We start from the raw sequence: 21,975 nt of genomic DNA, 5'->3' as shown, positions 1-21,975 counted from the left end.
TAACTTTTAACTTAATTTCTCCTCAATTAACAACTTAATAATTCCATCTGCCATGCCTACTTTAGGTACATAAAGTTGTTTTATTCCAGTCCATTTCATTAAGGTTAAATAAATTTCACTGGCTGGGATAATTACATCCGCACGATCAGGATTTAAGCGTAAGGTGTTAATTCTTTCTTTTAAAGAATAACTGGTGAGCTTGTTATAAAGTGCATTTAGTTTTTGCAAAGAAAGTGGAGCGTTATCTTTCTCCTCACTCATGCGAAATAGCTTATTTATGTTACCACCTGTACCAATGCCTGCCAAATGTTTATGGCCCTTGGTATGTTCTTTTACCCATTCCTTCATCTCCTCCCAAGTTTCTTCTTTATCCTGGTTATCCAACATTCTAATGGTACCAATATCGAAAGATTTAGAAGCCTGAGGTGTGCCTTCCACAAAAATAGAAAGTTCAGTACTACCCCCGCCTACATCAATATATAAATATGTTTTACTGTTATCAAGATCCGCTTCAATGTGATTGGCATATATAATATTTGCTTCACGTTGGCCTTCTATAATTTCCAGGTTAATTTCTGTTTTCTCTTTAATCAATTTAACAATGTCATTGCCGTTTTTAGCCTCACGCATGGCCGAAGTGGCACATGCCAGGTATTCTGATACATGATAAACATCCATCAAATTTTTAAATGCCATCATGGTTTTGACCAAGTCTCCCGTTTTTTTCTCAGAGATCTGTTGATCAAGAAACGCATCATCTCCCAAACGAAGTGGTACACGGATTAAAGTGTTTTTTTTGTATTTGAATTCGCCCTCGTGTTTGCTGATATCTGCAATGAGTAGCCTTACCGCGTTAGAACCGATATCTATAGCTGCGTATCTTAACATTATAATTGGTGCTTGGTTTTTAAATAGTTATAGGTATCAACTTGTGCCCTGATTTTTTTACTTAGCCTGTTTTTGTGATACTTGTTGTTGTTTAATGCATTGATCTGACGTGACTTGGTATTATCCTGTAATTGCAAATCAATAATATCCTGAATCTCTTGTTTTACATCTGGATCTAGAACCGGGAAACCAACTTCAACCCTGTGTTCAAAATTTCTGCTCATTAAATCAGCAGATGATAAGTACATATCATTTTTACCGTTATTGCTGAAAATATACACTCGGGCATGTTCTAAAAACTTATCAATAATGCTAATTGCTGTAATATTTTCACTAAAGCCTTTTACACCAGGTACCAAACAGCAGATGCCGCGAATAATTAATTGTATTTTAACACCGGCATTACTCGCATCATAAAGCTTGGAAATAATACCCTCGTCAGCCAGGCTATTAACCTTTAATAAAATGTAAGCTATTTTGCCAGCCTTTGCGTTTCTGATTTCCCGATTAATAAAATTAACCAGCTTAGATCGGCTTTCCAGCGGTGATACAATTAAATGTCTGAATCCTTTCGTTACGGTACGTTTACTTAAGGCATCAAATAGTTTAACTAAATCATTGGTAATTTCCTTCCTTGCGGTGAAAATACTATGGTCGCAATATAAGCCAGCCGTTTTTTCATTGAAGTTACCAGTAGCCAGGTTAGCATAATAAACTGGTTTTTCTTTTTCTATTCGTTTAACGAGGCAAATTTTGGAGTGTACCTTATAATCTGTTAATCCATAATTTACTTTTACCCCTTCTTCCATTAAGCGCGTAGTCCAGAAAATATTGGCTTGCTCATCAAACCTTGCTTTTAACTCTAGCAGAACAGAAACAGCTTTTCCGTTTTTTGCTGCATTAATGAGCGCATTAATTACTTTAGAATTTTCAGCGAGTCGATATAAGGTAATCTGAATTTCGGTAACCTTTGGATCTATAGCTGCTTCACGGAGGAAAAGAATAATGTAATCATAAGATTGGTAAGGAAGATTAACGAGATAATCGCGTTGTGCCACCTTATTAAACATGCTTTGTGTACGATGAAGATCATGAACCTTAAGCGGGACATTAGGCGCATATTCTAACTCCTTCTTTCCTACGTTTGGGAAAGAAATAAAATCTCCAAACTTGTGGTACCGGTTTCCGGGAATTAAACTTTCTGCCTCTAGTTTCAGTTTATTAACTAAAACAGTTAACATATTAAGCGGCATGGCCGAATCATAAAGTAAACGCATTGGTTTACCTTTTTTTCGCTTTTCCAGACTGCTTTTTAAATCCTCAATAAACTTATCGTTGATGTTTTTATCAATATCCAATTCGGCATCCCTGGTTAGCTGAATGGAATACGCCTCAAGATTATCATAAGTAAATACGTAAAAAATATCGTCAAGGCAATAACGGATAATGTCTTCTGCCAGAATAATAAATTTAAGGTCGTTCGTTTCCGGTAGTACTAAAAATCTTGGTAAGTTGGGAGGGATTTCAATTAAAGCATATTTCTCTCTTACTTTGGTATCTTTTTTAGAAAGCTTAACAAAGAAGTAAAGATACCTGTCTTTCAGTTCTGGAAAAGGCTTATCCATGTCCAGCATAATCGGAACCAAATTCGAGAGAATTTTATCACGAAAGTGATTTTTGACAAATTCTCCCCTGCTTACATTAAGCTGGGTATCATTTAAAATAAAGATTCTATTTTGTGCTAACTCATTAATTAGGGTTGCCTGAAAAAGCTGATCGAATTTTCGCTCCTGTTTAACAACAATGTTTTTAATTTCATTAAGAATTTTACGCGGATTAAATCCTAGAAGTGCTTTAGCCTTATCATTCAGGTTAGTCAACCGAGTCATTGTGGCAACCCTCACCCGATAAAATTCTTCCAGATTAGATGAAAAGATTGATAAAAACTTTATTCGTTCGATAAGCGGCACAGTTTCATCAGCGGCTTCCTGCAAAACTCGATCATTAAAGTAAAGCCAACTAATTTCACGATTTAAAAATGGTATCTTCTTCTTGCTCATTTAAAAAAATAAAAATCCCTGCTGAAACAGGGATGCTCAAAACTGCATATTATTTTGTTAAATCCATGTTAATTCGTACACAGGTTAACGTTAACAAATTATTTTTTTAATGGCACTTTTACTACTTTCTTCACAACCGGAGCAATCTTATCTTTAACCTCTGACGCGGCATCTTTTGTTGATTCTGTAGTTTTTTTAGCTGTCTTCTTAACAGCAGTACTTGTTTTAGCAGCTACAGCAGCAACTTCCTCTTTTGCAGAATCTATCTTTGGTTTAACTGCTGTTTTGATCTCATCTACACTTTCTTTAACCGCTTTAACTGGTTTGGCAATCGCTTTTTCTGCTTTTTCTTCTGTTGCAATAGCGGCTACCTTAACACTTTGTACAACAGGTTTTGCTTTAGCAACTGCTTTTTTAACCACCTTAGCAGCACTTTTTTCTGCCTTGGTAATAGGTTCCTTAACCTCTTTAATCTTTTCTTTTGATGAATGTAAAATGTCATCAATTTTATGGCCAACATCTGCTTTAATTACCGTAAATTTCTTAGTTAATTTTTTTGCAACACGTTTGCTTGCTTTTGCCACTTCAGTACTAATCTCTGATGCATCATGGCCGAGGCTCATGACCACCTCTAAAAATTGCGCAGTTAAAGATTGTTCTAAATGTTTTTTAGCATCTTTTTTAGTTACTTTTTGAGACTTTGCTTTAGTGGTTTTCATATTATTTTTCGTTTTTTTGTGAAACGGATTTATTTCTTTTTAAATCTACTAATTTTTTACCTTAAAGCTAAAACCATGCCTTCTTTTGATATTGTAAGTAAAGTTGATGCGCAGACTCTTGACAACGCGATTAACAATGCTAAAAAGGAAATACTAAACCGTTTTGATTTCAACGGTTCGAAAAGTACTGTCGATCTGGATAAGAAAACAAATATTGTTACCATTGTAACTGAAGATGATATGCGTTTAAAAGCCATTGAAGGCTCTATTATCTCCAGAATGATGAAACAGAATTTAGACCCTAAAAGTATGGATTTTGGTAAAGAGACCATTGCTTCTGGCAATATGATCCGAAAAGAAATTACCATTAAGGAAGGGTTAGACAAGGAAGCAGCCAAAAAGGTGGTGGCAAAAATTAAAGCCAGTGGCTTAAAGGTGCAACCTGCTATTATGGATGATCAGGTACGGGTAACAGCAAAAAAAATAGATGATCTTCAGGCGGTTATTACTTTATGTAGAAGTGAAGATTTTGATCAGCCTTTGCAGTTTATCAATATGCGCAATTAAGATATGGCGCTGATGTTTGATATATCAACTCATTAAATTTCTTTATCTTATTGATATGCAGATAAGCGAAAACGGTTTCATCTTTTCCGATCAGAAAGAATTGCTTCAGGTTGAATCCATTCATCTTTATTTGAGTAAAGAATCTTACTGGGCAAAAAATATTCCATTGGAAATAGTTCAGCGCTCTATAGAAAATTCATTATGCTTTGGAATATACAAGAATCATAAACAAGTCGGTTTCGCCCGCTGGGTTACAGATAAGGCAACTTTTGGATGGCTTTGTGATGTTTATATTGCCACTGCATACCGTGGATTAGGCTTATCTAAAAAGCTAATGGCCTTTATGATTTTTCATCCTGACCTTCAAGGCTTGCGCCGTTATCAATTGGCTACGTTGGATGCACACAGTTTATATGAACAATTTGGCTTTAAGTCACTTGAAAATCCTGATAGGCAGATGGGAATTGTTGTATCAAATCTTTATCAAAAAACAGATACTGATATGGATTAAAAACCTTTTTCATTAACACTTGTTTTAAATCCATATCAATACTAGAATATACATGAAAAAGATATTTATACTATCAACGATAGTTGCATCCGCCTTTACCTTTCAAGCTTGCCAAATGGCAGATAAAAAATCAGCTACCACAAAAGATAGCGTAGCTGGAGATACCACAATGGTTAATGGTAACCATGTAGCCGGAAGTGAGGTTGTAGAATCAGGTATAGATGAAGCAGGTGCTACCTTCCTTAGAAAAGCTGCAGTGGGTGGCATTATGGAAGTTGAAGCTGCTAAAATTGCCTTGAAAAATGCATCAGATCAAAAAATTAAAGATTTTGCTGCAAAAATGCTGGCAGATCATACACAAGCCAATAAGGAGCTTAAGGCGTTTGCGATAGCTAAGAAAGTAATTACTCCTGATGCTTTACCAGCAGAAGATCAAATCCACCTGGATGAGATGAAAAAAATGACAGGTGCTTCATTTGATAAACACTATATCGATATGATGGTTACCGATCATGAAAAAACCGTAGCCTTATTTAAAGAAGGTATATCAAATAAAGATTCAGGTTTAAAAACATGGGCTACCAAAACTTTAGCTATTATAGAACAACATGATGAAATGGCTAAAAAAATTGCATCTGGTTTGAAATAATATTTAACACATTGCATGATATCCTAAAAATCCCGATTTAATTGGGATTTTTTTTATTTATAAAGTTTGCAAAACATCATTTTTAATACAATTTACAGGAAAGAAAAAAATTAAAATTATCTTTCGCCGTTTAATAAAAAAAACACAAATGAATAAGAATAGAATTTTTAATGTGCTGTTAACTGGTGCATTTGTTATTGCGGTTCCATTATTTGCCAATGCACAAAAAGCAAACTGGCAAAACCTTGATTTAAAAACCGATTCAACGTTTGGAATCAGCACTGAAAAAGCCTATAAGGAGTTGCTTAAAGGCAAAAAATCAACAAAGGTAATCGTTGCTGTAAATGATGGCGGTGTTGAAGCTACACATGAAGATTTAAAGCGCATTATGTGGGTAAATGCTAAAGAAATTGCAGGTAATAATAAAGACGATGATAAAAATGGCTATGCAGATGATATACATGGCTGGAACTTTATCGGTGGACCAAAAGGATCTGTAAATTTTGAAACATTGGAACTTACCCGTTTGGTGCGAAGAGATCAAACACGCTTTGCCAATACTACGGATGCAAATGTTGCTGAAAAGGATAAAAAAGATTGGGAAACATTTAAAGCCATGAGGGCTGATCTTGAAAAACAACTGGCTGAAGCTAAACAAGGATTGGCCGGAATTTCAGGTTTTAAAAATGCTTTAGATGGTGTAGTAAAGAAAATAGGCAAAGAAAATCCGACTATTGAAGATTTTAAAAACTTTAAGCCTGCCAATGATATGGAAGGACGTATCCAATCGGTGATGGTTCAGCAATTGGATAAGGGTTCTTATAAAGAATTTTATGATGATGCGATTAAAGAAGGTGTAGATTATTATACCCGTCAGGCAGAATATAACTTAAATATAGATTATGATCCACGGGCCATTGTTGGAGATAACCCTAATGATGATACTGAAAAGTTTTATGGTAATAATGATGTAACTGGTCCTGATGCCATGCATGGTTCACATGTGGCTGGTATTATTGCTGCTGATAGAACCAATAAGATCGGAATTATGGGCGTAGCTGATAATGTGGCAATTATGGGCGTTCGTTGCACACCAAATGGTGATGAACGTGATAAAGATGTAGCCAATAGTATTCGTTATGCTGTTGATAATGGTGCTAAAGTTATTAATATGAGTTTTGGTAAGGCATATAGCTGGGATAAAGCGGTTGTGAATGAGGCTATGAAATATGCCGCTTCTAAAGATGTTTTGATTGTTCAGGCTGCAGGTAATGAAAATAAGGATATTGATACCGAAAATAATTTTCCTAACCATAAAGACCTAGATGAAAAAACCATCGCATCATGGATTACAGTTGGTGCATCGGGACCCAAAGATGATGAAACTTTAAAAGCAAGTTTCTCTAATTTTGGTAAAACACAGGTTGATGTATTTGCGCCTGGTGTTAAAATTCATTCTACGGTTCCAGGTTCTAAATACAAAGATTTAGATGGAACAAGTATGGCATCCCCTGTTGTTGCTGGCTTAGCAGGATTAATTCGTTCTTATTATCCTAAACTATCGGCAGCACAAGTAAAAGAAATTATTGTAAAGTCGGTTACGAAGGTTAACCATAATGTGTCTTATAAAAAAGGTGATGAAGAAAATGCGGAAACCGTATCCGTACCTTTTTCTGATTTATGCATTAGTGGTGGCGTGGTAAATGCTTACGAAGCACTTAAATTAGCTGCAACTTACAGCGGAAAATCATCTGCTAAATAATTTTCAACGCTATTTATTAAAAGGGCAAATTTCATTGAGATTTGCCCTTTTTTGTTGGTCGAGATTTTATAATCTAGTTCTTAGGTAATTGCGGATTTGAAATCCGCAGTTAGAGTATTCGGGATTGGAGATCCCGACTAACAATATCACTATGAATATAAAAAATTGTGGTTGGTCGAGATTTATAATCTCGTCCTTATTTAACCGCGGATTTTAAATCCGCAATTAGTAGAGCCGGGATTAGAGATCCCGGCTAGCGATACTAACTATCTGCTAAAATTTTATCAGGCGTAATGGGTAAGCTTCTGATTCTTTTACCTGTGGCATTAAATACCGCATTGGCAACAGCTGCGGAAAAACCAATTAAAGCAATTTCCCCCATTCCCTTTGCCCCCATTGGATTGATATAAGGATCAGGCTTATTGATGAAATGCACTTCAATTTCAGGAATATCGGCATTCACTGGTACATGGTAATCGGCGAAATTATTGTTAATATACCTGCCGTAACGATGGTCAATAATAGACTCTTCAGTTAACGCCATTCCAACACCACCCACTGCACCACCCACCATTTGACTCCGGGCGGTCTTAGGACTTACAATAGTTCCGGAATCTCCGACAGATACAATTTTATCCACCTTCACAACCCCTGTTAAACTGTGCACATTCACTTTCACGAAATGAATAGAAAACGAATACATCGAATAAGCTTCACGTTCTTTTCCTGCCTGACTTTGTTTTATGATTTCAATTGAAGGCAAATTGTTTTTCTTTAAAACATCTACAAAATTAGCAGTAGCATCCATATTGGAGTTAGCCGCCAATTCTGCAATGGTAGATTTTAAGGCTACACAAACATCATTAACAGCAGAACCTACTGTAGAAAGCGTAGCAGAACCACCCTGACTTGGTGCAGGTGGCAAAGAGGAATCTCCCAGTTCAAATGTAATTTTATCAGCTGGGATCTTCATTAATTTACTCGCAATCAAAGTCATGCCCGTTCCTGTGCCAGGTCCAATATCACTCGTTGCACTTTGTAATACCAAAGAGCCATCTGCTTTTAAAATCCCTTTTACACTGGCTCTACCCCTATTAGCATTAAAAACACCGATGCTTACACCGTAACCAGTTTTCAACTGACCATCTATCAGACTTCCAGGTTTATTCTTTCTTTCATTCCATCCTATTTTTTGAGCACCAATGCGATAAGCTTCTTTAATGTTTTTATCAGAGAAAGGCAGGTTTCTCTGTTGATCTCTTTCCGGGTCATTTTTAATTCTGAATTCCAGCGGGTCCATATTCAGGGCATGAGCCATTTCATCAATGGCACTTTCCAGCGCAAATGCACCTGTCGCTTCACCAGGCCCACGCATCCAGATTGGAACACCTAAATCTACAGGCACAACGGTATACTGGGTATTTACATTCTCACATTGATACATGAATTTCGCCATATTCACTACACCTTCAGTAAAGTTTTCGTATACGGAAGTCTCGCCAAATGCCCTGTGCGTTATTCCAGTAAGCTTTCCATCTTTATTGGCGCCCAAACCGATGGTTTGAATTGCTGCAGGACGATTTCCCACCATGGTGAACATTTGCATCCTGGTGATCACGAGTTTTACAGGCTTAGCAACATGTTTCGATGCCATAACTGTTGCAATTTCTACAGGCCAAGTTCTTAGTGCCATTCCAAAACCACCACCCACAAATTCAGAATTTACCTGAATATTTTCAATAGGAATTTTGAAAACATTGGCAATAGTACCCTGAGTAGCCTTTACACCTTGAGTTTTAGCATAAACTGTTAGCTGATTGTTTGGCCGCCAATCTGCAATGATGCCGTGTAACTCCATCGGATTATGTGTCTCGATAGGGAGATGATATTTTTCTTCAATTTTTACTTCGGCGGTTTTATATGCATTTTCTACACCTCGTTTATAATCAGGTTGACCCTGGAGTTTTTTTGATTTTGAATCGGCAACTGCCTTATCAAAGTTAGTATTGAATTCCTCCTTAGCATAAGTTGCCTTAACTAACGATGCGGCATAAGTAGCCCTTTCAAAAGTATTGGCAACAACCATGGCAATAGGTTGGCCGTTATAAAAAATTTTATCCGTGTAAAAAATCTTCATTGGAGAGCCTCCATCCTGTTCATAACCAGGAGCCGAAGGCTTATTTAAATGAGACAATACTGAGATTACACCAGGTGCTTTTTCAGCTGCCTTAGTATCTAATGTGGTAATCTTACCCTTTGTTATGGTACTGGTTACTAATACACCATAAGTTAAACCAGGAAGTTCATACTCGGCAAAATATTTTGCTTGACCAGTTACCTTAAAAACGCCGTCTACACGATCGTTTTCATCTTTTAGCATTCTTTTTTCCATGGTTAAGCTTTTGATTTTGCAAGGGTTAATGATTCAATAATTGAATTGGGTGCCATTTGAAGTTTGAAATCATTTTCACCAAAACCCTTTGCATCAGTCATGGCTAATTTAGCAGCCTGTTCAAAGTTCGCTGTTGATGCTTCCTTTCCTTTAAGGAAATTTTCTGATGCTGTTAAACGCCAGGGTTTATGTGCTACGCCACCCATAGCTAGCCGCACATCAGTAATTTTATGATCAGAGATTTCCAATGCCGCTGCAACAGAAACCAAGGCAAAAGCATATGATGCACGGTCTCTTACTTTCAGGTAATGAGAATTTTTAGCCAGGTTATTTATCGGGATTTCTAACCTAATGATCATTTCATCAGTCTTTAAGTTATTGTCTAACTGTGGTGTATCTCCAGCGAGGCGGTGAAAATCTTTAAATAATATTTTGCGTTCACCTTTCTGATTGGCCAGTACAACAGTTGCGTCCAGTGCGATTAATGCCACACACATATCACTCGGATGAACAGCGATACATTTTTCTGATGTACCCAAAATAGCATGCATTCTGTTGAAGCCACCAATAGCGCCGCAACCAGATCCCGGTTGGCGTTTATTGCATGGCATTTCCGTATCGTAAAAATAACCACAACGTGTACGCTGCATCATGTTTCCTCCTACTGTAGCCACATTACGCAACTGCGCAGAAGCACCTGCATTTAAAGCATTAGCCAATAAAGGAAGTTTTTCCTTTATTAGTGCATGTTCTGCAACTGCCGTATTTGATGCTAGTGCACCAATTATTATTGTATCACCTTTAAGTTCGATCTGCTTTAAAGGTACATGGTTAATATCGATCAGTTTCTCCGGTGTGGTTACTCCCCTTTTCATTAAATCAATCAGGTTGGTTCCACCAGCTAGAAATTTGGCTGCTTTATCTTTTGATAATAAAGCCAATGCCGATTTAGAAGTTGTTGTTCTTAAATATTGAAAATTGATCATGCCTTCGTTTCTCCTTTCGATACTTCAATAATTGCATCAACTATATTTGGATAAGCACCACATCTGCAGATATTTCCACTCATGTATTCACTAATTTCAGATCTGGAAGTGGTATGGCCTTCATTCACACATGCCACAGCAGACATAATTTGCCCGGGCGTACAATAGCCACATTGAAAACCATCATGTTTAATAAATGCGGCCTGCATCGGATGTAATTCATCACCATTGGCCAGGCCCTCTATGGTGGTTACTTTTTTACCTTCATTCATCACCGCCAGGCTCAAGCACGAATTAACTCTTTCACCATTCACATGAACTGTACAAGCCCCGCATTGACCATGGTCGCAGCCTTTTTTAGTGCCAGTTAAATGCAGCTCTTCCCTTAAATAATCCAGCAGGGTAACCCTTGGTTCAATAGAAGTTTGGTATGGCTTATTATTTACAGTAAGATTTAGAGGAATTTTTTCAAAAAGTTCAGCGAAGCGTTCATCGGCCTGGCTTTCTGCAGCCTTTAAGGCAACGGATGGTGTGAGGGCAACAGCAGTGATAAGAGAACTTTTTTTAAGGAAATCTCTTCTGCTGTCACCCTGATTATTTTTCGGATCAGATGATTGCATAAAATATGTTTTGTAGAATAGTGCAATTTTAAATATCGTGAATATAAACCTGAAAATTTGTAGAATAATGAATTTAGAACAATTCTATCCAGTAATATTTATGTCTCGTTAAGGTAATGATGATTTAAACGCTGTCTTTTACAATGAGAGTTGTCGAAATTAATAAATGCTACTATTTTAAAATATTTGCAGAAAATGTAATGTCAATTTCTATTTTTATCAAATGGAAGAGATTAAAGCACTACCCGATTTATCTGCCGAAGAGCAACGCGTGTTAGGATCATTGATTGAAAAGAGCAGAACTACACCTGATTATTATCCTATGACTTTAAACGGTTTAACAGCAGCCTGTAATCAAAAAAGCTCGAGAAATCCGGTGGTTAATTATGATGAAGAAACTGTTACTCTGGCTTTAAACGCTTTAAAAATAAAAGGCTTAATTTCAACAGCTACAGGTGGTTCAAGCAGGGCAATTAAATATAAACATAATCTTGGAATTGTCTATCCATTGGTGCCATCAGAACTTTCTATCTTAAGCTTATTATTATTACGTGGGCCACTAACACCTGGAGAAATCAATAGTAATTCAGGACGGCTTTATGAATTTGATAGTATTGAAGAAGTGCTGGAGCGCCTTCAAAAACTTTCAAATGAGGAACAGGCTTTCGTAAAACAATTACCTAAAAAGGTTGGTCAGAAAGAAGCCCGCTTTATTCATTTATTAGGCGAACAAGCCAATGCAGCGGAGGTAGAAAGTCAGGCTTCAGAAACTACGATTTTCCAACCCAATGAAGCGTTGGAAAATCGAATTTTAAAACTTGAACAAGAAGTTGAAGACCTGAAGGAACTGGTTAATCTTTTGATGGACAAATAAAACTACCCTTCATACTTCTTGAAAATTGTACTGGCCACATGCCCGCCAAAACCAAACGTATTATTTAAAACGTAATTGATATCTTTTTTTATAGATTGACCGAGAATAATGTTTAACCCACCAGGGATTTTCTCGTCTAGTTTTACCGTATTGATGGTTGGTGGAATAATGCCGTCTCTGATTGCTAATACACTAATTAAACTTTCTACAGCACCAGCTGCGCCAAGCAAATGACCTGTCATAGATTTTGATGCACCTATTATTACTGGTAAATCTCCAAAGATTGTTTTTACGGCATTTAATTCACTCAAATCACCCAGGCCTGTAGATGTGGCGTGAGCATTAATATAGTCAATTTTGTCTGGTGTTATTTCAGCATCATGTAAAGCTTTTTTCATCCCTAAAGATGCACCCAAGCCATCAGGAGGTGTTCCGGTTAAGTGGTAAGCGTCAGCAGCCATTCCGCCACCTACAATCTCTGCATAAATATGGGCACCGCGATTTAAAGCGTGTTCTAAATCTTCTAGAATAAGCGCTCCTGCACCTTCTCCCATTACGAAACCATCACGGCTTTCATCAAAAGGTCTTGAAGCTGTTTCAGGACTATCATTTCTTTTTGATAAGGCTTGTGCTGCACTAAATCCGCCTACTGATGCTTCAGTAATTGCAGCCTCCGACCCACCGGCCACCATAATATTGGCTTTTCCTAAGCGAATGGTATCGAATGCATTTATAATGGCTGTATTTGATGAAGCACAAGCCGAAACAGTGCAATAGTTAGGTCCGCGTAATTTATGGCGGATGGAGATGGCACCCGCTGCGATATCTACAATCATCTTCGGAATAAAAAACGGACTGAACCTAGGTGTTCCATCACCTTGATGAAACTCAGCCAATTGCTGCTCAAAAGTAGAGATACCGCCATTTCCAGTAGCCCAGATTACGCCAACTTCAGCCAACTGATCATCAGTCATTGACTTAAAATCCAGGCCTGCATCCGCAATTGCCTCATCAGTTGAAGCAATGGCATATTGCGTAAACGTATCAAATTTTCTAGCCTCTTTTTTGTCTAAAAAAGATTCAGGATTAAAGTCTTTAACCTCCGCGGCAAAATGTGTTTTAAACTTACTGGTATCGAATTTGGTGATTGGTCCAATCCCACTCTTCCCAGCTAAAATATTCTTCCAGAAACTTTCTACTGTATTTCCAAGGGGCGTTATCGCACCCAATCCTGTTACAACTACTCTTTTCATGCTATTTATTGTTCATGGTTTCCAAATAAGAAACCGATTTTTATTTTTTGAGGTGATAATATTATTGTTAAAATGACTTGACGCACTTTGATTAAGTAAGATGCGCATCAATTTAATTCAATCTTTAGACTTCCAGTTTTACTATTCCCGGCGCAAATATCATGATAATAAGGTTAAAGAATTTTTCTTTTTTCTCATCCTTAATATTCCTTCTATAATTGATTGTTAGTTAGATTTTTATGTTTTGTAACTCATTTATTTAAAATCATTTTTAGTCATCATTATGGTTTATGCTAAGCTGAGATTATTGATATATGCTTTTAAAGAGTCGATAAGCAGTTCACACGTTTCCTTGGTATTGATTAGTCTGGAAATCATGATTCCACCTTCTATCATAGCAATAACTGTTAAGGCAATTTGTTCTGGATTATATTTAGGGGCTATCTCTTTATTCGAAATCCCATCTTGAATTATACTTATGATTTGCTTCTTCCAAGACAACAGTGCATTCAATGCTTTTTCCCGGAGCGCCGGATGAGTATCGTCAGCATCGATAGAAGTATTTAGAACCGGACAGCCACCGGGAGAAATTTGACCAAACATTAAACCTTGATATACGATCAAATAAGCTAAAAGTTTATCTTTTGCGGTACGTTGATTATTCATAGCTGCACTGATTTTCATCTCAATGCTTTTGAAATTATAGTCGAAGGCCACCAAAGCAACTTCATCTTTATTAGCAAAATTCCCATAAATACTTCCTTTTGTTAATCCGGTTGCATCGGTCATATTATTTAATGATGTCCCTGCGAAACCTTTCATGTTAAAGATTGGTGCAATTTTTTCAATAATGTGACTTCTAGTCTTCTCTGATTTTGTCATAATAATTTATCGACGCAAATATATACCGGTCGGTATATTTAATTGTCATGATGTCGTACTATTTAACTCCTGATATTTAAATAGGAATGAAGTTTTGAATACATCAACACACCATTTTATTGTTTAGCGTTATTGAAAGAATGAGACTTGAGTAGATACAACAGTTCTTTTCATTAACTTTTGTCACCATATTAAATTATCAAAGACCATACATCAACCTCGGTTTGAATTTTGTAACTTTGTTTTATGAGTACAACAGAAACCATTGAAGACTTCTATCAAAATAAATTTAGTTTTTTACCTGAAAACCTAAAAAATGGTGTTGGCCATTTCAATGTTTTCAAACTTGAAGATTGTCTGCGTGATGATAGTAAACAAATGAGTTACAACCGCAGAGATTTTTACAAAATCGCACTGAACAGAGGTCATAATATTTATCATTACGCAGATAAAAGTATTGAGATAAATGGTACTGCACTTATGTTTTTTAATCCTTTGGTTCCATATACCTGGGAATTAGCCAGTGGCAGTAAAAGTGATTTAACAGGCTTTTTCTGTATTTTCACCGAGGCATTCTTCAAAGAAAAAATTCGCGGAAACGTTGGTGATTTACCCATGTTTGTTCCTGGAGGTAAGCCAGCCTATGTGCTTGATGAAAAACAAGATGCTGTTGTTTCATCAATCTTCACTAAAATGTTTGATGAAATAAATACGGATTATATTTATAAGTACGACTTATTAAGAAATTATATCACTGAGATTGCGCATTTTGCTTTAAAAACACAGCCATCAGAAACCTTATTTAAACATACAGATGCCAATACCAGAATAACTGCAGTATTTACAGAATTATTGAAACGGCAATTCCCCATAGAAACTACTTCACAAAGATTTACCATGCGCTCTGCAAAAGATTACGCCTCGCAACTTTCAGTTCATGTAAATCATTTAAACCGGGCTATAAAAGAAACTACAGGAAAAACCACTACAAATTACATTACCGAACGTTTATTAAGTGAGGCAAAAGCATTGCTTAAGCACACCGATTGGAACATCTCAGAAATTGGTTATTGTTTAGGTTTTGAAGAACCAGCTCATTTTAACAACTTCTTTAAAAAGTTAACCAAGCACACACCTACTTCTTATCGACTTGTTTGAATTTCGTAATCATCAGTTTGAATAGCGTAATATCCAATATGAATTTCAGCTTTAATTTTGTCTTAACAAAAAGGATAAAATTATGGGACTTAAAAAAGTTTGGTTTATAACTGGCGCATCAAAAGGATTAGGGCTTAGTTTAGTTAATCAATTGTTAAAAGCAGGCCAATCTGTAGCAGCCACTTCGAGAAACAAAGCAAATTTAAATTCGTCGGTAAATACGAATGCCGAAAACTTTCTTTCATTAGCAGTAAATTTAAATGATGAAGCAAGCGTAGCGCAGGCCATTAATGATACGATTACCAGGTTTGGAAGAATAGATGTAGTCATAAATAATGCTGGCTACGGAATTGGTGGCAGTATTGAGGAACTGACTGATAAAGAAACCCGAGACAACTTTGACGTAAACGTTTTTGGAACACTAAATGTAATCAGGAAGGCTCTTCCCTATTTAAGAGCGCAAAAATCAGGACACATTATTAACATTTCATCTATTGCGGGCATCAATGGTGCCACCGGATGGGCAATTTATGCAGCTACAAAAGCGGCAGTAATTGCATTTTCTGAAGTTTTAGCCGAAGATGTTAAAGCATTCGGAATAAAAGTAACTGTTGTTGCACCGGGTGCATTCAGAACAAGTTTCCTCAAACCGGAATCACTGGTACTGACCGAAAATCCAATTGAAGACTATGAAGATGTGCGCACGGTCCATGCCAGATACCTAAAAATGGATGGAGCACAAGCAGGTGATCCCGAAAAAGCTGCTGCTGCAATGATTTCACTGGCAAGCATGCCAAATCCGCCAGTTCATTTACTGCTCGGGAATGATGCATTGACTAGAGCTACATCAAAGTTAGATGCATTATTAGAAGAATTTAAAGTTTGGAAAGCAATTACGATCTCTACAGATTTAGATGAATAATATGATATTCATATTCAGGAAAGCGTATACATCTGGTCATTATAACAAATAAAAAATACATTAAATTATGGAAAACAAAAAAGTATGGTTCGTTACCGGGGCCTCAAAGGGTCTTGGGTTAACGTTAGTTAAAAAATTATTAAGTATTGGCTATCAGGTTGCTGCAACTTCCAGAAACCTAAATGACTTATCAAAAGCAGTTGGAGATGACGAAAACTTCCTGCCCTTATCAATGGATTTATTAAATGAAGAAAGTGTAGAAACCGCTGTAAGCAAAACCATAAGCAAATTTGGTCAGTTAGATTTTTTAGTAAACAATGCTGGTTACGGAATGGTTGGTGCATTGGAAGAATTAAGCGACAAAGAAGCCCGGGAAAACTTTGATGTCAATGTTTTTGGTTCATTAAACGTGGTTAGAAAAGCTTTACCGCAAATGAGAAAACAACAGTCAGGGCATATTTTTAATATCTCTTCGATCGGTGGTTTTTCAGGAAATTTTCCTGGATTTGGAATTTATTGCGCTACAAAGTTTGCTGTAGCTGGTTTTACGGAATCTCTCGCTGCTGAAGTTAAATCTTTTGGGATTAAAGTAACAGTTGTAGAGCCTGGATATTTTAGAACTGATTTTCTCACTTCCGGATCATTGGCAGTTCCTACTCATCCAATTGATGCCTATAAAGAAGTTAGAGATACACAAGCGGCACATCAAAATGACATCAATAACCAGCAACCCGGTGATCCGGCTAAAGGAATAGACGTAATTATTGCAGCAGCTGAAAGCGAAAATGCGCCATTGCATTTATTCCTGGGGCCCGATGCTTACGCGCTTGCAGAAGCTAAAATAGCTGATGTTAAGAAAGACATGGAAAACTGGAGGGCTTTAGCAACAGCAACAAATTTCTAACCTCTTCAACTTGCGAAGTTTAGTTGGCCTGTGCGAAGGATAACTGCGTTAGTTTAAAAACAGTACTTTCTAATACTATAGAACGTCCTTGCGAAAACATTTTCCGATTCTTCGTCGGTAATGTTTTCGCAATCTCCTTCTGAATTTTGTTTGTGGAAATGAGATTGCTTCGTTACTGAAAAAGCTTCCTCGCAATGACTATCGGGTTAGTTTGGCACTATTCTCACCTCCATGAACGTCTTTGCGAGGAGGCACGACGAAGCAATCTTATTTGCGATTCTTCGACGGAGATTGCTTCGCAAGGACGGATTTTTAGGAGGGATATACTAACCAAATCGTCATGCTGAATTTAGTTCAGCATCTATTTTGATAAGATCCTGAATCAAGTTCAGGAGGACGATCCCCTAGTAGTATCGTCTTTGCGAGAGCTAGCTCCGATTTCTCGGAGAGGCACGACGAAGCAATCTTATTTGCAACTTCTTCGATAGAGATTGCTTCAGCAGATGAAGGATCAGCTTCGCAATGACGATTCCGCGAGAGATGCACTAAATAAATCGCCATACTGAATTTAATTAGCACCTTACTATGGATAAGATCCTGAATCAAGTTCAGGAGGATGATCCCCTAGTAAAATCGTATTTTCGAGAGCTAGCTCCAATTTCTCCAAGAGGAACGACGAAGGAATCTCATTTACAATTTTTCGATGGAAATTGCTTCAGCACATGAAGAATCAGCTTTGCAAAGGACGATTCCGTGAGAAATGTACTTAACTTATTTAAAATTCAATAGCGTATTTTTCAATTCTTCTTCCGTAAAATCTTTTTCGTAAAATCTCCTTTTCTTTCTATTTACAAATAGAGTTGCAGGAATCGCTCCAGACCAATGATCATCAATACGTTGAATATCAGCTTGTCGGTCTGGTGCATTCAAAAGGAATATTTCTGCATTGATATTATTCTTCTGAACAAATGGAATTACTTCTTTCTTCAATTTTGATTTAAAATCTAAACTAACCAGGAGCACTTTAACTGGATTTTTAAGGTTGGCTAAACGTAACTTTTCGAAGTTAGGTAATTCTGCCACGCATGGAGCACACCATGTTGCCCAGAAATTGATTACATAGGTGGTATCTTTTCCATTGGCCAGGCGTTTGTCCAAATCATCAATGGTCAGCAATTTTACCTGAGCATTTACCGAATAAGTAATTAACAATAAACAAATTGTAAAAAATATACGCATCGTTTTAAAATGAAAATTTGCGGGCTTTAGTTTTTGGATTTAGCGTTCCTCACACTGATTTTATTTCAGGGTCTTTCTTTAGGTTAGCTGCTAAAATAAATCTAGCATGGCGAAATTATGAACGAACAATTTAATTAACAGAACCCGATTTCACCAAAACCCTTTGATAGGCCGGTAGATTCAAATCATCTACAATTACCCCTCTGTTTGTACTGGCATGAACAAAAAAACCATTATTCAGGTAAACTCCAACATGGTCAACATTATTGCCACCAAAGGAGAAAAATACCAGGTCGCCTTCTTTTAAATTGTTAATGTTTTTGTTTTTAACAACACTTGCCTGATCTCGCGAAATCCGGGGTAAGGTAATGCCATAGATTTCTTTCTCCAATAAAAATGCAAAGCCTGAACAATCAATACCACTTTTATCCAATCCTCCAAAACGATATTTTACTCCTGTCCAATCAGTAATAAATTTATAAAGCTGTTTACTTTTTAAATTGGCCATGGCATCAGCAGCCTTGGCTGCTTTGGTATCACTTTTAACAGTGTATTTTCTGGAACCACAAGAAGTTATAACGAGTGAGAGGATTAAAATTAACCAAAAAGAGTATTTTTTTTTCATCATATCTCTATATTATTTGCCTCAGATTTAATTATTCATGCTTACCAGAGAGTAAGAATTTTCACAGCATAATTACCTAAAAATCCAAGACTTTTACTGTTATTATCTGCGAATCTGTGGCTTACCTAATTCTTTATTAATCGCTGTATCTCATCTAGCTTAAGCAAAGCCTCTACAGGTGTTAACGCATTAACATCTAAATTATTTAGCGTATCCCTGATTTTTACCAAAACAGGATCATCAATAGCGAACATTTGTAATTGATAAGCCTGGTTCTGAACTTTTTTAATACTGTCTTTAATGCTCTGCCCCTCTGTCCTATCGATTTCTAATTTCTTTAAAATCTCATTTGCCCTGCCAATCAATTTTGGTGGCATACCAGCCATTTTAGCCACATGAATACCGAAACTATGCTCGCTTCCGCCAGGAATTAACTTCCTCAAAAAGATTACCTTGTTGGTCATTTCCTTAACCGATACGTTAAAGTTCTTAATGCGCGGCATGGTATTGGCCAACTCATTTAATTCATGATAGTGAGTGGCAAAAAGTGTTTTTGGTCTGGCTGTTGGGTGTTGATGCAAAAATTCTGCAATGGCCCAGGCAATGGAAATTCCATCATATGTACTTGTTCCACGTCCAATTTCATCTAATAAGATTAAACTATCATCTGAAATGTTATTGAGGATACTGGCTGTTTCATTCATTTCCACCATGAACGTACTTTCGCCCGAAGAAATATTATCAGAAGCACCAACACGGGTGAAAATCTTATCAACGATTCCTACTTCAGCATCTTTTGCGGGTACAAATGAACCCATTTGCGCCATTAAAACTATTAATGCCGTTTGGCGGAGAATTGCTGATTTACCCGCCATGTTGGGGCCGGTTATCATGATGATCTGTTGAGAATCGGTATCCAGATAAACATCATTGGTAATATATTCCTGGCCAACTGGCAACTGTTTTTCAATCACCGGATGTCGACCACCCTTAATATCCAATACTTTATTATTGGTGACCTTTGGTTTGTTATAATGGTTTTTTTCCGCCAGTTGAGCAAAACATAGTAAACAATCCAACTGAGCAATCAAAAATGAATCGAGTTGAATAGGTTTAATGTAGCCCGCTGTTTCATACATCAGCTCATTGTATAAACGAATTTCAATCGCCAGAATTTTTTCTTCGGCACCTAGAATCTGATCTTCATATTCTTTGAGCTCGGGCGTAATGTATCGCTCTGCATTTACAAGGGTTTGCTTACGAATCCAGCCTTCAGGAACTTTATCTTTATGGGTATGTGTTACTTCTAAATAGTAACCGAAAACATTATTAAAGGCAATTTTTAGTGATGGAATTCCGGTAGCCTCCGCTTCGCGTTTTTGAATCTGAACCAGATAATCTTTACCTCCAAAGGCAATTTTTCTTAAACGATCAAGGTCTTCATCTATACCATCTGCAATTACATTTCCTTTAATTAATACAGCTGGAGGTTCAGGTTGTAATTCTTTTTCGATACGATCGCGAATAGCTAGACACGGATTTAATTGGTCGGCTATTTTAATCAGAAAAGGATTTTTAGAATCGGCAGCCAGCTTTTTAACAGATTCAATATGATAAAGTGCTCTTTTTAAGGCTACTAACTCCCTCGGACCAACTCGCTGTAATCCCACTTTAGAAATTAATCGCTCTAAATCACCGATTTGTTTAATATGTGTTAAAAATTCTTCCTGTAATTCATGATTTGTAACGAAATAATCAACCATTCCCAAACGTTCCTGGATGGGTTTCAGCTCCTTTAAAGGCATGATGATCCATTTCTGCAACAAACGGGCACCCATCGGCGTACAGGTGTGGTCAAGAATATCAAATAAAGTTACCGCGTTATCATTTGGTGAGTTTACCAGTTCCAGGTTACGAATGGTAAACCTGTCTAACCACATATAGCGATCCTCTTCAATTCTACTGATCGATGTAATATGTTGTAAGTTACGGTGTTCTGTTTCGCCTAAATAATGAAGAACAACACCTGCAGCCACAATACCACTTTGTAACCTATCTACGCCAAAGCCTTTTAGGGAAGTTACATCAAAGTGTTTCATTAAGGTTTCATTTCCATAGTCGGAAGTGAAAGGCCAGTCATCTAAACCGAAAGTGTAAAAACGATCACCAAAATTTTCGGTAAATATCTGTCTCTTGGATTTTTGAAAAATCACTTCAGTAGGCTTAAAACCTTGTAAAAGCTTATCAATGTAATCACTATTTCCTTGGGCAATTAGAAACTCACCGGTAGAAATATCCAGGAAAGAAACGCCTAGTTGTGTTTTATCAAAGAAAACACAGGCTAGAAAATTATTTGATTTTTGATTTATGATATTATCGCCATAAGCCACACCAGGTGTAACCAGTTCAGTAACACCACGTTTTACAATGGTTTTGGTTGCTTTAGGATCTTCTAACTGATCACATATCGCTACACGCTGGCCTGCCCTCACCAATTTTGATAAATAATTATCTAAAGAATGATGCGGAAAACCTGCAAGCTCTAGAGCGCCACCGTTTGGTCCGGTGCCTCTTCTGGTTAAAACAATGCCTAAAATTTGAGCTGTTTTTATGGCATCTTCGCCAAAGGTTTCGTAAAAATCTCCTACCCTGAAAAGTAGTAATGCACCCGGATACTTCGCCTTTATGGCGTTGTACTGTTGCATTAATGGGGTTTCTTTATTCGTATCTTTAGCCAAAACTGAAATTAATTTGCAAAAGCTATAAAGATAACATGATTATGCAATGGGGAGGTATTTTGTTGAAAAATTGAATAAATGTTGGAATGTTTTAAAACAGAAAACTGATCATGATTGGCTAATTCAATTGATTGAAAATAAAAAAAATTAATCTACAGAAGTTTTTAAATTAAAGTTTATCTGATAACCAAATGGTTACAATAATACAGATGCTATTTAAAACGTT

General features: G+C 36.9%; 19 protein-coding genes. 8 read left to right on the top strand and 11 right to left on the bottom strand.

The window, feature by feature from the left end; translation table 11 throughout:
* Positions 1 to 6 precede the first annotated feature (6 nt).
* The 3 genes from AN34_RS10605 to AN34_RS10595 form a co-directional block, all read right to left on the bottom strand.
* A complete protein-coding gene (locus AN34_RS10605; protein WP_029285142.1) occupies positions 7 to 888 on the bottom strand; it encodes an exopolyphosphatase in 882 nt (293 codons plus the stop codon).
* Positions 888 to 2,948, bottom strand: coding sequence for a polyphosphate kinase 1 (gene ppk1 / locus AN34_RS10600; protein ID WP_029285140.1), 2,061 nt, complete (start codon positions 2,946 to 2,948; stop codon positions 888 to 890). The genes AN34_RS10605 and ppk1 overlap by 1 nt, the downstream gene beginning before the upstream one ends.
* A 98-nt stretch (positions 2,949 to 3,046) precedes the next feature.
* The gene (locus AN34_RS10595; protein ID WP_051666438.1) at positions 3,047 to 3,667 is read right to left on the bottom strand and encodes a hypothetical protein; all 621 of its coding nucleotides are present in this window, start codon (positions 3,665 to 3,667) and stop codon (positions 3,047 to 3,049) included.
* A 75-nt stretch (positions 3,668 to 3,742) separates the two neighbouring features.
* On the opposite strand from AN34_RS10595, the gene AN34_RS10590 reads away from it, so the two are divergent.
* The 4 genes from AN34_RS10590 (at position 3,743) to AN34_RS10575 (ending at position 7,156) form a co-directional block, all read left to right on the top strand.
* Complete coding sequence (locus AN34_RS10590; protein ID WP_029285136.1) at positions 3,743 to 4,234, top strand: YajQ family cyclic di-GMP-binding protein; 492 nt, start codon at positions 3,743 to 3,745, stop codon at positions 4,232 to 4,234.
* Positions 4,235 to 4,289: 55 nt separating this feature from the next.
* Positions 4,290 to 4,745, top strand: a complete 456-nt coding sequence (locus tag AN34_RS10585; protein ID WP_029285134.1) for a GNAT family N-acetyltransferase — start codon at positions 4,290 to 4,292, stop codon at positions 4,743 to 4,745.
* A 52-nt stretch (positions 4,746 to 4,797) separates the two neighbouring features.
* Positions 4,798 to 5,394, top strand: coding sequence for a DUF4142 domain-containing protein (locus tag AN34_RS10580; RefSeq protein ID WP_082468372.1), 597 nt, complete (start codon positions 4,798 to 4,800; stop codon positions 5,392 to 5,394).
* A gap of 148 nt (positions 5,395 to 5,542) precedes the next feature.
* Positions 5,543 to 7,156 carry a S8 family peptidase gene (locus AN34_RS10575; protein WP_029285130.1) on the top strand — a complete coding sequence of 538 codons (1,614 nt, stop codon included), beginning with the start codon at positions 5,543 to 5,545 and terminating at the stop codon, positions 7,154 to 7,156.
* A gap of 262 nt (positions 7,157 to 7,418) precedes the next feature.
* Here AN34_RS10575 and AN34_RS10570 read toward each other — a convergent pair whose 3' ends face one another.
* The 3 genes from AN34_RS10570 to AN34_RS10560 are packed head-to-tail and all read right to left on the bottom strand — an operon-like array spanning position 7,419 to position 11,154.
* Positions 7,419 to 9,548 (bottom strand): xanthine dehydrogenase family protein molybdopterin-binding subunit, encoded by a 2,130-nt coding sequence (locus AN34_RS10570; RefSeq protein ID WP_029285127.1) that lies wholly within the window; start codon positions 9,546 to 9,548, stop codon positions 7,419 to 7,421.
* A gap of 2 nt (positions 9,549 to 9,550) precedes the next feature.
* Positions 9,551 to 10,534 carry a xanthine dehydrogenase family protein subunit M gene (locus AN34_RS10565; protein ID WP_029285125.1) on the bottom strand — a complete coding sequence of 328 codons (984 nt, stop codon included), beginning with the start codon at positions 10,532 to 10,534 and terminating at the stop codon, positions 9,551 to 9,553.
* Complete coding sequence (locus tag AN34_RS10560; RefSeq protein ID WP_029285123.1) at positions 10,531 to 11,154, bottom strand: (2Fe-2S)-binding protein; 624 nt, start codon at positions 11,152 to 11,154, stop codon at positions 10,531 to 10,533. The genes AN34_RS10565 and AN34_RS10560 overlap by 4 nt, the downstream gene beginning before the upstream one ends.
* Positions 11,155 to 11,377: 223 nt before the next feature.
* Between AN34_RS10560 and AN34_RS10555 the strand changes: the two genes are divergently transcribed.
* On the top strand, positions 11,378 to 12,028 hold the full coding sequence (locus tag AN34_RS10555) for a YceH family protein (RefSeq protein ID WP_029285121.1): 651 nt from the start codon (positions 11,378 to 11,380) through the stop codon (positions 12,026 to 12,028).
* Between the two features lie 2 nt (positions 12,029 to 12,030).
* On the opposite strand, the gene fabF is transcribed toward AN34_RS10555, so the two are convergent.
* On the bottom strand, positions 12,031 to 13,281 hold the full coding sequence (gene fabF, locus AN34_RS10550) for a beta-ketoacyl-ACP synthase II (RefSeq protein WP_029285119.1): 1,251 nt from the start codon (positions 13,279 to 13,281) through the stop codon (positions 12,031 to 12,033).
* A gap of 288 nt (positions 13,282 to 13,569) precedes the next feature.
* Positions 13,570 to 14,163 (bottom strand): TetR/AcrR family transcriptional regulator, encoded by a 594-nt coding sequence (locus tag AN34_RS10545; protein ID WP_029285117.1) that lies wholly within the window; start codon positions 14,161 to 14,163, stop codon positions 13,570 to 13,572.
* Between the two features lie 246 nt (positions 14,164 to 14,409).
* Here AN34_RS10545 and AN34_RS10540 point away from each other — a divergent pair, with 246 nt between their 5' ends.
* The 3 genes from AN34_RS10540 to AN34_RS10530 all read left to right on the top strand — a co-directional run bounded on the left by AN34_RS10540 (position 14,410) and on the right by AN34_RS10530 (position 17,147).
* Complete coding sequence (locus tag AN34_RS10540) at positions 14,410 to 15,321, top strand: AraC family transcriptional regulator (protein WP_029285114.1); 912 nt, start codon at positions 14,410 to 14,412, stop codon at positions 15,319 to 15,321.
* 82 nt (positions 15,322 to 15,403) lie between these two features.
* A complete protein-coding gene (locus tag AN34_RS10535) occupies positions 15,404 to 16,243 on the top strand; it encodes an SDR family NAD(P)-dependent oxidoreductase (RefSeq protein WP_029285112.1) in 840 nt (279 codons plus the stop codon).
* 67 nt (positions 16,244 to 16,310) lie between these two features.
* Complete coding sequence (locus AN34_RS10530) at positions 16,311 to 17,147, top strand: SDR family NAD(P)-dependent oxidoreductase (protein WP_029285110.1); 837 nt, start codon at positions 16,311 to 16,313, stop codon at positions 17,145 to 17,147.
* Between the two features lie 771 nt (positions 17,148 to 17,918).
* Here the strand turns inward: AN34_RS10530 and AN34_RS10520 are convergent.
* The 3 genes from AN34_RS10520 to mutS form a co-directional block, all read right to left on the bottom strand.
* Positions 17,919 to 18,386, bottom strand: a complete 468-nt coding sequence (locus AN34_RS10520; RefSeq protein WP_029285106.1) for a TlpA disulfide reductase family protein — start codon at positions 18,384 to 18,386, stop codon at positions 17,919 to 17,921.
* 130 nt (positions 18,387 to 18,516) lie between these two features.
* A complete protein-coding gene (locus tag AN34_RS10515; protein WP_029285104.1) occupies positions 18,517 to 19,014 on the bottom strand; it encodes a C40 family peptidase in 498 nt (165 codons plus the stop codon).
* A gap of 122 nt (positions 19,015 to 19,136) precedes the next feature.
* Entirely contained in the window at positions 19,137 to 21,749 is a 2,613-nt protein-coding gene (gene mutS / locus AN34_RS10510; protein WP_036677004.1) for a DNA mismatch repair protein MutS, read from the bottom strand.
* Between the last annotated feature and the right edge of the window lie 226 nt (positions 21,750 to 21,975).

The organism is Pedobacter sp. R20-19 (genome assembly GCF_000708265.2).
Lineage (GTDB): Bacteria > Bacteroidota > Bacteroidia > Sphingobacteriales > Sphingobacteriaceae > Pedobacter.
Note: the sequence above shows the minus strand (reverse complement) of the source record. Positions and strands in the feature narration are given on the sequence as shown.